The sequence below is a fragment of the Methylomonas koyamae genome, assembly GCF_001644025.1.
Lineage (GTDB): Bacteria > Pseudomonadota > Gammaproteobacteria > Methylococcales > Methylomonadaceae > Methylomonas > Methylomonas koyamae_A.
Map to the genome: position 1 here is coordinate 1 of NZ_LUUK01000010.1, position 12342 is coordinate 12342.

Sequence of the window (12342 nt, forward strand, 5' to 3'; positions counted from 1 at the left end):
CCAACCAACCAACCAACCAGGCAGTCAGCCTCAATTAACCACCCGCCCGCGAATCTCTTCCAGCACTTCAACAAATTGAGTTGGTTTCGCTGGAGGGAATACGCTGAATTGCCTCTGACCCTTGGGCGTTGAGATCGGTAGGAGAGAGGATCGCCGGCCGGTTGTCATTACGACGAGTTGAAGGGCGTGAGGATGTATTCGCCACGCCGTTTTGATTTGCAAGGTTCGAGTTTAGCTAGTCATGAATCGAATGCTCTGATCGATTTAAGCCTTACTGTCCGCTCCAGTCGCACTTTGTTGTTGATCCCTGATTTTGGCCCGCTGCGCTACGAAATAATCCGGGTAGTACCAACCGGGCCGAGCCGGCGGCGGCGTTTGTCTGTTGGTGGGCATGGGCGCTCCTGTGATTTTGGAGTCTTGAGTTTAGCGTAGGATTTTCGGGCATTGATCGCGGTGTTCCATCTTTGGATTACACCGTTGTACTCCAATAAGTCAACGGAGTCTGCGCAAATGGGCCGAGGCGAGATTTGCCGAAGAACATTGGCGCCGGCAAAACTGCCTTGAAGAATTTTAAGGCGGCGCGGGGAGTGGATAACGTGCGTGATGCCTTGTTAGCGGCCCGTTGCAGTTGCTGGACAGATTGCAATGGCAGAACACTCGCTCCGACCAAACTCGGCCAGAGACTGCTTTTCAGCGGATGGGGGCATTCAATTTTGGCAGTAAGTTGAGCATTCAAGACTAGAAACCGAGGTTGTCGGCCCACAAGGAACAGCTGCCTAAAGCCAAACCACACCCTGGTTGAATGTCAATCCGCTGCGTATGAAACTGTGGCGCCCGGCCAAGAGGTAAGCACTTCGCACCCCGAAGGCGTTACCGCCACCATGTGCTCCCACTGGGCGGATAGCGACCGGTCCTTTGTCACGACTGTCCATCCGTCAGGCAATTTCTTGGTTTCGCGTTTGCCTGCGTTGAGCATCGGCTCAATGGTGAATACCATCCCAGGCTCCAGTTTGAGTCCTTCCCCGCGCCGTCCGTAATGAAGCACTTGCGGTTCATCGTGGTAGACCTGCCCAATGCCGTGTCCGCAGTATTCGCGTACTACGCTGAAATGCTCTCGTCGAGCAACCGACTGGATTGCGTGGCCAATATCGCCAAGAGTGGCTCCCGGCTTAACCTGCCGGATTCCGGCCAGCAATGCTTCGTATGTCGCCTCCACCAGTCGCCGAGCCAACACACTTGGGGTACCGACGAAGTACATACGACTGGTGTCGCCGAACCAGCCATCCTTGATGACGGCGACATCAATGTTGATGATGTCTCCTTCCTTCAGAATCTTGTCGGCTGAGGGGATGCCGTGACAAACCACCTGGTTGACGGAGGTGAGGACGGTTTTGGGGTACCCATGATACCCGACGTTGGCTGGAATGGCGCCCTGGACATTCACGATGTGCTCATGGCAGATTTGGTCGAGAGTCTCTGTGCTCACGCCGGGTGTCACGTATTCCTGAACGATGCTCAGAACCTCAGCAGCAAGTCGCCCGGCCTGGCGCGCCAGTTCGAGCTCCTTGGCCGACCTGATGGGAACGCCGTGAGCCATCAGTGTTTTTCGGCCATGATTGTATCGGTCTTGCCAAGTTGTCCTTTTACTACCCCGGCGATGTCTAGCCCTCCCGCCAGTTCAGCCCGTATCAACAGTTGGCAGATTTCCCTATAGTTCAACTCTGGGTGTATCTCGGTTAGCATACCAACTCGCATCCAGTGTTCGGCTTGGGCATTGATTGATCGGCTTAGCGCGTTCCCCGCCACGCGCAGATTCTCGTGCATTTGTTCCGAAATTTTTACAATACCCATCAGCGACCTCGTATATGAAATATATATGAATTATATTCGTTTCATATACTGCATCGCAATACGGACAGATATGTTTTGCCAAGCGCCGAGACAAGCGTTGATTCAATTTGGCCTTTCTTCGCAACCGTGCATGTTTGCGATCGAAACGACAGGCGGTTTTCAATTTGGAATCAGTGGCGTTTATAAACGGAATACACAGCTGATCGAGCGTGGCTTCGGTTATGAAGAGAGCAGATTCTGTAACAAGGCGTGGCGCGGTCGATCAGGGCGTAACCGTTGAGGCTCTCGCGCAAAAAAGCCGGCGCTGGGCCGGCTCGAGATTGATTGCTAGACTGAGACCTAATTCAACTAGCTATTTTGAGTTTTGCGAATTCCACAATATCGAGGGAAATCATTTTTGAGTTGCCAGCGTATGGCTTAAGATGCTCGCTCGATAGATGCGCGTATCTTAGGACCATGTCGTAGCTCGCCCACCCACCAAGCTTTTGCAACGCGTCCAGCGGTGTCCCGGCCTGAATATGCCAACTGGCCCAAGTGTGGCGAAGGTCGTGCCAGCGAAAATCTTCAATGCCAGCCCTAACCAGCGCCTTTCGCCACGCATTCCCGCCGGCCTTCTTTACGGGCTCGCCTTCGTAGACGAACACGTAGTCCCGGTGCTGGCCTTGCCGACTTCTCAGTACGGACATGGCGTCGGAATTGAGCGGTACCGCAATCGGCTTTCCGGCCTTGGCCTGATGAGATTCGATCCAGGCGCACTCTCGCCGCAAATCGACCTGTCTCCACAATAAACCGGTGACGTTGGCCTCTCTGAGACCGGTCGCCAGCGCGAACCTAGCCATCGCCGCCAGATGCTCCGGAAGCTCCGCGATGACGGCGGCCGCCTCTTCGTGCGTCAACCATCGGATTCGCTCCTTTGGCTCAGGCAAGAACCGAAACACCGGCACAGTATCGAGCCAATCCCACTCGTTCTTGGCCCGGTTCAATATCGCCCGGATCAGCGACAAGACCCGATTCGCCGTCGCATTGCTTGACCCCTCCGACTTCTTGGCGTCTCTGATCGATTCCAAAAGCGGCTTATCGATCTGGCTAAGCGTCTTGCCGCCTAAATGGCCGTCCAGCCAGCGCAGGTGATAGCGATCGGTCTCGATGCTGCGCTTGTGGCCGTCCTGCTCGGTAATCCACTTGATCACCGCGTCTTGCCAGGTGCGGTCTTCTTTCTTTCCGAGCTTGCAGACCTGCCATTGCTCCGACTTGAGCTTGTCGTGCAGTTCTTGGGCTTCTCTTTTGACTTTAGTTTTAGCAGATCGGCGTATTCGTTCGCCGTTTGCCGTGGTGATGTCAATCCACCACGTGGTGCCACGTTGGAAGATGGGCATGGTTTTTCCTCCCTTGGTTTAGCTCCATCAATGACTCGCAACGCTTGCCCGGCCGACTCAGGATAGCGGCCGCTGACCCAGTCGGCAAGGTGTTCTTTTACATAAATCCAGCGCCGCCCCGGTTTCTTGCCGGGGATTTCCCCGGACTTGGTTTTTCGGGCCAAGACGATGGGGTGCATCATCAGCATTTCAGCCGCCTGTTGCAGGGTTAAGATTTCCATTGTTTTCTTCCGTCTTATGGTTTCTGGAAGGTTTATTATGCCTCTACGCCTTCGGTCGAATGGCGGCGATATTAACCTTCCCGTGCCGCTAAGCCCTCTCGGTAACGCCTCAATTCAACGTCGATGCCTGCGGCCTCTTCGGCGACGGACTCGGCAAAACGAAGCAGCTTGTCGAACAGACCGGCGTGGCTTGAGCGCGCGCAGTCTCCGGCCGGCTCGGCTTTGGCGCTGGCTGCGGGATCGGAGTCTGGCGCTTGATCTTCCGGCCAGTTCAGAGCTTCGACAATCCCCAGAACCTCGTTGACCTCGCGCTGCACTGCGTACAGGGCCGTCTGGACGTTCTCGTTCGGAATGCTATCGATAAACCCGTCAAATATCAGCGCCAGGATAGCGTTTGCGCGCTGCGCGGCGTTGTAGGCGTTGTCCAAGGTGTTTGCTGGGGCGGCGCTCATGCTGCACCGCCTTGCGCCCAGCGAACAAAGCGGTCGCCGCCATCGCCTAGATACTGGTGAATCTCCTTCGCGGTGGCTCGGGCGTCCAGCGTCAGCACGGCCACGCAGTCATCGAACAGGACTTTGTCCAAGCCCCGAAGTCGAACCAGATTGAAAGGGAAGTGGTAACCGTTATACAGGCCAAGCAGAAAGCAGCGCACGGTATTGGCTTGGCCGGTATCGCGATCGGCCACTTCGGCCAGACGGATCAACGCCGGAATGCCGGCCTCGGTCGCGGCTTGGCGTTCGGTGTCAAAATCGAAAAGTTGCTGTAGCAGAGCGTCAACGGGGGCGCGGGCGAGTGTTGGATTGTTCATGCTGCATCTCCAACGGTATCAGTGGCGTCGGCCCAGGCCAAGACAATCGCTTTAATGTCTCTGAGGTCCTTTAGCGCGCTATCCAGCGCAAAGTAAACGGTTTCCGGGTTGATGCGATTAATCTTGCCGAGCCCGTTTTCGTCTTCGCCGGCTATGCAAAGCGCTTGCACGGTTCCGATAACCGCCTCGGCTCTGCCGGCGATTTCCTCTATTGAGCAGACTATATCGGCGTTCCCGCCAATGTCGAAAATGCGGTGGCTGAAATCAATTGAATTTGGGCGAATTTTGCCTGTGGTTGGGGTGTGCATGTCGGTTCTCCACTGAAAAGTAGTAACCGCCGCCCATTGGTTCGAATCGTTGGGCGACGTGGTTAAGTGGGTTCGAACTACCGCTCAGTGGGGCGGCCAGCCGTAAGGCTGCCCAAATAACCACGCCATAACAAACATGGCGCGGCAAAGCCGAGCCAATATGACAGGCACAAAAAAGCCGCAAGGGTATGCGGCGCTTTTCATCGCCACTGATAAAAACGGGGTTCGAATCCCGCCCCCGGTGCGCCGGGGTCGAAAACATTCTGCTACTGGGGCGGTGGGGATGTCAAGGGGTTTTTGATGCTCAAAGACGTATGGGGGTAAAAACCCGCCGAAGCGGATGATGCGCCTCGTGTAATTCGAGTTGGCAAAGAACTGTGCCACAATTGGGGAAATCAACGCAAAGTTTCAGGCTTCGCTTATTAAGCCTTCAAGGCAATATTGCCTTTATCTTCTACACTAAGACGGGTAACATAACGCGCGAGTGTGCAGGATCGGAGTGACTGATCTACACTTTCAACACTAGGGATTAACCCAAAAACAAGAGTGCAAAACGATAAGCACCAATTATCTGTAGGAGGCAATTATGGCTACTCAACAATTGAATCATTTTGGACTTGACAATCAAAAGTTTGATATGTTTAAAACGTCTTCGCCGCAACGTTTTGGCCGGACCGAAGTAATCGTTCATCAAAGCATTAGCGAGGATGATCGCCTATTAGATGCCAGGAGAGTCTTGGCAGAGGGTGGAAGTCTTTTTATGGAAGAACAAAAACGTAGATGGAAGTAGGGTTTTTTTAAATGGCAGAGTATTTTCCAAGGACATCGGATATTCCAAATCAATCGCCATTATATTGGGTGCAAAATAAAGACCGATATTTGCGACAGCTTTTAATTAAGGACATTGAAGCTGTCACTGGTAGGGAGTTGGTTGTCTATTATACGGATTGCGATAACACTTCGGCTCAAATTGATCGAAGCGACGATATTGCATTCCATGAATTGTTAAATCAAACCAAAGGAGATTCGATAGACTTATTGCTGGAAACCAATGGAGGTGCTACTGATGCGACTGAAAAGCTTTGTGGTCTGTTAAGACAAAAAACAACCGATCTTAGAGTAATCGTTCCACGCCGGGCAAAAAGTAACGGCACTGTCATAGCGCTTTGTGGGTCCAGTATTGTGATGGGGGCTCAGTCTGAGCTTGGCCCCATTGATCCGTCTATACTTGGATTCCCTGCGGAATTCATTGTTAAAGCTCCACCTGGAACAATGAATCCTATCGATATTCAATACGCGGAATCTGCACGATCGCAGACTACCAAGCTGGCAAAAAGCCTTCTAAAAACAGGAATGATGGCTGATTTTAAAGATCAGCAGATAGATGATACCGTTCGCAAACTGGCGACCAAAGAACATTACCATTCTCACGGCTCATCTATCGATGCGGATGAGGCGAAATTTCTTAATTTGAACGTTGAGAAGCTTCCACCAAGCGATGACTTGTGGAAAAAAATATGGTTATTAAGAACCATGTATCAATACGATTGCATGACCAATGGCTATGAAAAGTTATTTGAAGGTAATTTCGTTAGCTCATCAGTTTTGGTAAAAAAACAACAATAGGTTAATTACAACTGTTATTGCCTATTGCATATCATTAGCCAATACCCCATCTATTAATCCACTTTCTTTTTAAACCACTTGGTCGCCGGATCGGCATACATATCATTGATCGATACTTGTACCTCGGGCTCTTGTCCGTCAGTCTCTTGTTCCGTCTGAGCCTGCTGATTTTTCGATAAAGTTCGAGTCGTTTGATCCGTTCTTCCAGTTTTTTCGCTCTTCGTGGCGCTATCATTCAGGCGTTTTAACTCGGCCAGAATCCCTTGCAATAGCTTAGTTTGAGCGTCCAGTCGGTCCTTGATCCCAAACACCGCAAAGGGTAGTAGCGTCCAAAGAACCAGCAGCAAGATCGCAAACAACAGCTCAAATATTCCCAGCGATCCAAATAAAGTGGCCATACAATTTCCTAAAAAAACGCTAAGTCTATGCCGACTTGTCCTGAAATGAAAAAATGAATCTATGGGTAACGGTAAATCACACATTTACGCGCAGGGTATGGCGAAAGACAGGTCGGTTTTATCAGTCGTCTTCTGGCCAGATGGTTCGACTAGACCTGTTATGTTATCCCCAATCTCTGTGGAAAACCCTGTGACAAAGCCGTGACAAAACTTGGAAATGGCTCGGCATATCTGAAGGGAGATCGGATTGGCTAAAAGTTGGACAAGCGGTTCTCTGGATCTGCCGGAACAACGCCCAATTTCAACAAAGCCTCGAACTTGATCCTGCTGGCCTCGGCCTTTTCAGCCGGTGATGCGGTGTCGCTGGCAATGACTTGGTTTTGCTGAATGATCAAACGCTGGAGTTCGCGTTTTTCTTGAAACGATAGCTTTACTTCGGGCCGGTCATTCACCCTTAATCCCTCAGCGCGTCGTAGAACTGTTTCACCGTAACGCCGGCCTGCCGTGCCATGTATCGGATGAGGTCATGGCTAAACGGTTGTTTCGGGCAATCGACAGTGACTTTGAAAAGTTGGCCGTTTTCTCGTTTCTTCCAGTGTTCGTGAGACGTGCCTTTTTGGGGTTGGGGTTCAAACCCCAGCTTTTTCAGAATACTTTTGACTTGAGCGCAAGAAAGCGGCGGGTGATGCCCGCTCATGCGTGCCGATACGGACCGTGCGGGATGTTCGGGCTAAATGCTTCGCCTAACCACTCCGACAGTGACCGGCAACGCTGGAGAAAATCGATGATGTAGAAGACTGCCCAATCTTGCCAGGGTGCTTTTCGCAATAACAAGGCTGGAGCGTAATCTTTGTCGTCGCCCTCAATCGCGTCATAGAGGTATTCATCGATTTGGTCGATAAGCTTTGCCTTGGCTTCATCCAGGCTGTCGCCAACGGCATACAAGGTAAAATCCAAGCATCTAGCCGACCAATATCCGTCATGCTTTTTCGCCAAGCAATGCAAAACCTGAGCGCAACCGTTACTTTTCAGCGAATCGGCCATTGTTTTACTCCTACCCATCTAGTATTCGTCTCGCGTCATTTAGCGTGAGGCTTTGCTTACAAATTTGTCTCGTTGTAAGTCGAGTTTGGTCGATAGTTTACCTTGAAGTATGGCAATCAATAAAGCTCAACAAGTGTCAATAAGCGCCATTAACGTCCAATAAGCCGCAAAATAGCAAAAAGCCGCGACGGTGCGGCTTATTTGCGGACAAAGGGCGTACCACCGAACACAGCATTGGAATTTACCGATGCAACAAAAATGGTAAGAGTCACGCGGCCAAAGCCGGCCTAGGGTGCTTGGCCCGGTAATCGGCAACGAAGACATCCATCAGTTCTTTGCGGTCGGCCTGTTTGGGATGCCGCGTCATCAACCGCATGTTGTGCTTTCGAATTTCAGCCAGCAAGCGAGTGTCGTACACGTCCAGCTCGGTTTCGTCGATCGCCGCCCATTTGCCGGTCAGGGCGCGATTGCAAAACATGTGTTCGCTGATGAAGTGCTTGGCGGCGGTCTGTTTGCCGGCGGACTCGCGGACGAAACGCAACATGTCGGTCATTTCCGCCCCGGTGTTGCGCTTGGCGATCAGTTCGGCGTTACGGCCGGGCTCGTTGATGAGCTTCTTCAACCGCATGAATTCATCGACCAGCGCAATTTGCCCGTCCACAGATTTCTTGCCGCCGATGAATGGCATAGCGATCAAAAACGCGCGCTCGTCGAGCTGATACAGTTTTTGCTCGCGCCCGTATGAGTCGCTATAGGAGATTGGCACAAATTTGAGCCGATCTTTCAACGTGTCCAAGCTTCGTAAAACGCTTTTATGAGGCCTTCCAAATTGCTCGGCTATCACCAAGCTGGTCGTGGTCAATTTCCGGCCATGTACTTCGACCAACGCGAGGTTGGTTTTGGCCTTGGCTTTCATGCCGCCCCCATATTGGCGCCAGGCTCGAAGCTTTCGATCAGGGCCAAAATGTCGGACTTGCGCCATGCCGAGGTCCGTTTGCCAAGCTTGACCGGTTGCGGGTATTTGCCAGCGGCCACTCCATCCAGGAATGTCGAGCGGCCTATCGGCAGGATCGGCTCAATTCCGCGCTTTTTGTCGTCGGTGATATGCCAAATCCGGTAAAAACCGGGTGATTGCGCCGCGATTCGGTTCGGGCTGGGTTGATACGCCATCACGACCTCCTTGGGTCTAAAAAGTGATGGCTGTATTCTGCTGGACGATTTTTAGGCGGATTCGCGCGTTTTCCGGTTTGAAAATAGCGTCCCCAGGAACGTATAATCAGGCCGTGGGCTTTGCTGCCAGCAAGCCTGTTGTGCCAGCTCGACAACTCCGACTGGTACCCCGCTCAGCCAAACACGGCAACGGGGGGTACTTTCAACCAGTTTGGAGACTTTGTTATGGCACGCTGCCGAAAATCCCTCGTCAAACCCCGTTTAATCGCTTTCAACCGCCAAGCCGGCCGCTGTTTTTACTGCGAGCAGCCGATGTGGATGAACAACCTTGATGAATTCGCATCGTCGCATCGATTAGAGCCCAGTCAGGCCATGCGCTTGAAATGCACTGGCGAACACTTGCAGGCTCACTCTGAAGGCGGCAGCGCTGATCGAACAAATATCGTTGCGGCGTGCGCTTATTGCAATCGATTAAGGCATCAGCGTAAAGAGCCGCCTACCCCGGAAGACTACAAGGCCCTGGTCAGTCGCCGGCTTAGCCAGGGGAAATGGCACGGGTTGCGGCTATGAGGAAAGTCCAGGCCTAGTGGTCGCTGTAGACCGTCTTACAGACCTTATTGGCGTCACAGGTTACGGATTTTTTGATGACGGTTGGTTTTTTGATCGCCTGCTCAGTATCTGATGCGGCCACGGCGATCGCAGCGCCTGGAAGCGTTGCCGAAGGCTTTGTGGCCGGTGATTGGCTGGCCGGTATACCGATGGTGGTCAATGTAAGCCGGTTGCCTTCCTGAACCATTTTGAACAGCTTCAGCGTGTTCATACCGATCAGAACTTCGTTCAAATAGGGATTAGTGTGGGCGTTGAGATTCTGAATCAGCGCATTGCCGAGTTGAAGCGATTCGATTCGGGTTTCGCGCTCCGCGACATCGCCACCTGCTGTGCTGGCTTGAATCACTCGTCCTAGGGCTAGCTTGGCGGCTGGCGCCCATTTCTCTGGGATTACGGTTGTGGTTGCGCCGGTGTCGATCATAAACGGCATCGGCAGGCCATTGATCACGACGGTACCGCGAAAGTGACCTCGCCGATCAGCGGTAAGGATGGCCCCTCCCGTTTGAGGTTGCGCGGATCGTTGTTGGGTGGGTGCCGGGTCAATCGTTACCGGTGCTGGGGGGCTGGTCTGAATAATTGTTGGGACCGGCGCCGGCTGAAGACCAAATTGGCGATCCTTCAAGAACCGGTCTGCCCCATACCAAAGTAGGCCAAGCGCCAGGATCGGGTATATCAGAAACCGAGCACCTCCGGGTTTAGGCTGCGAGGCATGTCGGTGCTTTTCCCGGTAGTAGTCTCTGTCCTGTATTCCCATTTTCCCGCCCTTGGAATCTGCTAAGTTTGACGACGGAATTATCGCATTAGACGGGACGTAAGACTGGCGTCGGGGTCACGAATTAAGGCAGGAGTCGGCGCCACCAGCCGCCCGATATTCGAAATACTGCTCAATTTTCCCCCGCATCCAAATACCCGCGCTCAATCAACACCTGTTGCTGTCTCGCTCTCGAAGCCGCCATCCTCTCGACGAATTCCGTCTTGATGCGCGCCATCATTTTCGGATCGAGTTTGGCCGTGTTCTCGATTTCGATCTTGTCGCGCCAATCCTTCGGTCGACGATTCTTGAGCCAGATGAAGGCCGCGCTCGTATCCGGCAGGGCTTCTTTCTCGGTGGTCACCACTTCAACGACCAGCAAGTCGTCGTCGCCGGCCGCCACCATTCCGCCTTCGCCGTCGTCGCCCGCCATTGGCCTTACTTTCTTGGTCTTGACCTCAGTGTATCGGAAACCGGTTGCGCGCCGGAACAGGCCGTCGGCCGCTTCGGCGTCGGCCCACATTTTCCCGCTCTTGATGGACTGAAAGAAAGTGACGTACATCCTCTTCCAGTTGTTAATGGTTCTCTCCGATACCCGAAAGAACTCGGCCAATTCGGCATCTGTCGCGCCAAGCCGGCATAACAGATGCGCCTGCCGGTCAAAGCCGGGTAGATACTTGGCGTTGCCGTGCAGATTGGCCTCGTCGACTTCTTCCCATTCCGGTTCGGGAATAGCCTCCGGAGCGGGCTTTTCGGTCGGCGCGGGAGTGACATTGTTGAGTGACATTTCGTCACGGAGAGTGACGTTTTGAGTGACATTTCCGCGTGACGTTTTGTCACTCTGCGTGACGTTTTTTGGCGTAACGTTTTCGGGCTCGCGCTTGGCCCAGCCCTGCCGACCGGCAGCCTTGGCGATAGCTGCGCGGTTGATGTCGTAGCCTTTGGCGGTCAGTTCATCGGCCAGCCATTGATGCCCATCGCGCTCATCGTTTTCCCAGCGGCGGCGGATGTCGGCCCATTGATCCTTGGTTAGTTTTGCCATAGACAGGATTTGCTTCGTGCATTAAGGCTATGGCGAGTCGGCGGTAACCGCTTGCTGGAGGTCCAGGGCTTTGTCGTCGAAATCGACTTCTATCACCACCGGATAGCCGGCCGGATCGTCGGTGCCGGGTACGCCTTTGCCGTCGTTCGGCTCGCCGGCCTTTGGCGCGTCGTAGAGCGGTATTTGGGCTTTGATTGTGATGTCCACCGCCAGCATGACCACGTTCTTCATGCCGGTACGAATGGCGACGGCCGGAATATCGGGCGATTCGATGGTCGCCACCCAGTCTTCGCTGATACCGGCAAACGTGGTCGAATAGCCAAACCGGCGATTCGGTACCGCGTCAATGAAGTTGAGGAATTGCGCCGCCAGGGACCGCGCCGTCGGCTCATCAGCCGCCGCGAACACCAGTTGAGTGCGGATGTCGCCGAATACAGTCCGCAAGCCGAACAGGCGCTGCTTGGTGTCGCCGGGCATGATGACCTTCATGGCGTCGGCAATTTGCTTCGCGAACTCGCGCCCGGTCGGCGTGTAGCTCTGATCCATTGCCACCAAGATGACCGGCAGCTTGGCTGGCTGTGTCGGCGCGCTGTCGGTGTCGTTGCGCTGCCAAGACGCCAGCATTTCCTCGGCAGCATCGACCATGCGCGACGGCGCCCAGGCGATGCTCTTGGCAATACCGCGCTCCAGGTATTCGGTCATCGGCTGGGTCGTGGCGACCAGCGAGGCGTAGAAATCGGTCAGGTATTGGCCGAAGCCGACTTTGACGGGTTCGAACATCGTTTAGTACCCCAAGACGGTGGATCGCGTTTTCAAATAATCGGCGTAGGCGCGTTCAGCTTTGGCCTTGGCGGCGGCCGGCCCATCGGCGTCGGCCAGATCGGCCGAGGTCAACGCTTTTTTCAGGTCGGCGTTTTTGAGCCACCAGCGCAGTTGCTGCGGTGAAACTTTGACCAGGCTGTGCAAACCATTCCAACCGCGTTCGTAGCTGTCCAGGTAGGCGCGGCGCGCGGTATCCATGTCGGGGAAACACAGCATGACCTTGTGTTCGTCGAAGGCGCCGCCGACGTGCTGGTTGATAACCCAGACGGTTTCCGATTGCGGGTAGGGACCGATGAAGCAATCGACGGGATCGCCG

Annotated in this window: 19 protein-coding genes and 1 pseudogene; 3 read left to right on the forward strand and 17 right to left on the reverse strand. The window is 53.7% G+C overall.

Features of this window, described 5'->3' with window-relative positions; all coding sequences use genetic code 11:
• Positions 1-805 precede the first annotated feature (805 nt).
• The 7 genes and pseudogenes from map to A1355_RS00940 form a co-directional block, all read right to left on the reverse strand.
• Complete coding sequence (gene map, locus A1355_RS00915; protein WP_064024051.1) at positions 806-1597, reverse strand: type I methionyl aminopeptidase; 792 nt, start codon at positions 1595-1597, stop codon at positions 806-808.
• Positions 1597-1851: a ParD-like family protein gene (locus A1355_RS00920; RefSeq protein ID WP_064024053.1), complete on the reverse strand. Its 255-nt coding sequence runs from the start codon at positions 1849-1851 to the stop codon at positions 1597-1599. The genes map and A1355_RS00920 overlap by 1 nt, the downstream gene beginning before the upstream one ends.
• A gap of 344 nt (positions 1852-2195) precedes the next feature.
• The gene (locus tag A1355_RS00925) at positions 2196-3227 is read right to left on the reverse strand and encodes a tyrosine-type recombinase/integrase (protein ID WP_064024055.1); all 1032 of its coding nucleotides are present in this window, start codon (positions 3225-3227) and stop codon (positions 2196-2198) included.
• Between the two features lie 77 nt (positions 3228-3304).
• Positions 3305-3448, reverse strand: a pseudogene (locus A1355_RS26530) (helix-turn-helix domain-containing protein); the annotation flags it as partial.
• Between the two features lie 71 nt (positions 3449-3519).
• The gene (locus A1355_RS00930) at positions 3520-3900 is read right to left on the reverse strand and encodes a hypothetical protein (RefSeq protein ID WP_064024057.1); all 381 of its coding nucleotides are present in this window, start codon (positions 3898-3900) and stop codon (positions 3520-3522) included.
• Positions 3897-4256 carry a DUF7673 family protein gene (locus A1355_RS00935; RefSeq protein ID WP_064024058.1) on the reverse strand — a complete coding sequence of 120 codons (360 nt, stop codon included), beginning with the start codon at positions 4254-4256 and terminating at the stop codon, positions 3897-3899. Before A1355_RS00935 ends, A1355_RS00930 begins: the two co-directional genes overlap by 4 nt.
• A complete protein-coding gene (locus tag A1355_RS00940) occupies positions 4253-4564 on the reverse strand; it encodes a hypothetical protein (protein ID WP_064024060.1) in 312 nt (103 codons plus the stop codon). Before A1355_RS00940 ends, A1355_RS00935 begins: the two co-directional genes overlap by 4 nt.
• A 586-nt stretch (positions 4565-5150) precedes the next feature.
• Here A1355_RS00940 and A1355_RS24900 point away from each other — a divergent pair.
• Positions 5151-5354 carry a hypothetical protein gene (locus tag A1355_RS24900; protein WP_157197686.1) on the forward strand — a complete coding sequence of 68 codons (204 nt, stop codon included), beginning with the start codon at positions 5151-5153 and terminating at the stop codon, positions 5352-5354.
• An 11-nt stretch (positions 5355-5365) separates the two neighbouring features.
• Positions 5366-6190 (forward strand): SDH family Clp fold serine proteinase, encoded by an 825-nt coding sequence (locus tag A1355_RS00945; RefSeq protein ID WP_064024062.1) that lies wholly within the window; start codon positions 5366-5368, stop codon positions 6188-6190.
• A 53-nt stretch (positions 6191-6243) separates the two neighbouring features.
• On the opposite strand, the gene A1355_RS00950 is transcribed toward A1355_RS00945, so the two are convergent.
• The 6 genes from A1355_RS00950 to A1355_RS00975 all read right to left on the reverse strand — a co-directional run bounded on the left by A1355_RS00950 (position 6244) and on the right by A1355_RS00975 (position 8802).
• Positions 6244-6588, reverse strand: coding sequence for a hypothetical protein (locus A1355_RS00950; RefSeq protein WP_064024064.1), 345 nt, complete (start codon positions 6586-6588; stop codon positions 6244-6246).
• Positions 6589-6839: 251 nt separating this feature from the next.
• Positions 6840-7040 (reverse strand): hypothetical protein, encoded by a 201-nt coding sequence (locus A1355_RS00955; protein ID WP_064024066.1) that lies wholly within the window; start codon positions 7038-7040, stop codon positions 6840-6842.
• Between the two features lie 2 nt (positions 7041-7042).
• Positions 7043-7285: a type II toxin-antitoxin system HicA family toxin gene (locus tag A1355_RS00960; protein ID WP_064024069.1), complete on the reverse strand. Its 243-nt coding sequence runs from the start codon at positions 7283-7285 to the stop codon at positions 7043-7045.
• Positions 7282-7545 carry a DUF1902 domain-containing protein gene (locus tag A1355_RS00965; protein WP_197471674.1) on the reverse strand — a complete coding sequence of 88 codons (264 nt, stop codon included), beginning with the start codon at positions 7543-7545 and terminating at the stop codon, positions 7282-7284. The genes A1355_RS00960 and A1355_RS00965 overlap by 4 nt, the downstream gene beginning before the upstream one ends.
• 355 nt (positions 7546-7900) lie before the next feature.
• Positions 7901-8548 carry a Rha family transcriptional regulator gene (locus A1355_RS00970; RefSeq protein WP_064024073.1) on the reverse strand — a complete coding sequence of 216 codons (648 nt, stop codon included), beginning with the start codon at positions 8546-8548 and terminating at the stop codon, positions 7901-7903.
• Positions 8545-8802 (reverse strand): helix-turn-helix transcriptional regulator, encoded by a 258-nt coding sequence (locus tag A1355_RS00975; RefSeq protein ID WP_064024075.1) that lies wholly within the window; start codon positions 8800-8802, stop codon positions 8545-8547. Before A1355_RS00975 ends, A1355_RS00970 begins: the two co-directional genes overlap by 4 nt.
• Before the next feature lie 372 nt (positions 8803-9174).
• Here A1355_RS00975 and A1355_RS26535 point away from each other — a divergent pair, with 372 nt between their 5' ends.
• Positions 9175-9372 (forward strand): HNH endonuclease, encoded by a 198-nt coding sequence (locus A1355_RS26535; RefSeq protein WP_396643637.1) that lies wholly within the window; start codon positions 9175-9177, stop codon positions 9370-9372.
• Between the two features lie 13 nt (positions 9373-9385).
• Here A1355_RS26535 and A1355_RS26360 read toward each other — a convergent pair whose 3' ends face one another.
• The 4 genes from A1355_RS26360 to A1355_RS25515 all read right to left on the reverse strand — a co-directional run.
• The gene (locus A1355_RS26360; RefSeq protein WP_064024077.1) at positions 9386-10165 is read right to left on the reverse strand and encodes a retropepsin-like aspartic protease family protein; all 780 of its coding nucleotides are present in this window, start codon (positions 10163-10165) and stop codon (positions 9386-9388) included.
• Between the two features lie 130 nt (positions 10166-10295).
• Positions 10296-11204, reverse strand: a complete 909-nt coding sequence (locus tag A1355_RS25510) for a hypothetical protein (protein WP_064024079.1) — start codon at positions 11202-11204, stop codon at positions 10296-10298.
• Between the two features lie 27 nt (positions 11205-11231).
• Entirely contained in the window at positions 11232-11984 is a 753-nt protein-coding gene (locus tag A1355_RS00990) for a hypothetical protein (RefSeq protein WP_064024081.1), read from the reverse strand.
• A 3-nt stretch (positions 11985-11987) separates the two neighbouring features.
• On the reverse strand, positions 11988-12342 hold a 355-nt coding region (locus A1355_RS25515), incomplete at its 5' end, for a hypothetical protein (protein WP_197471676.1).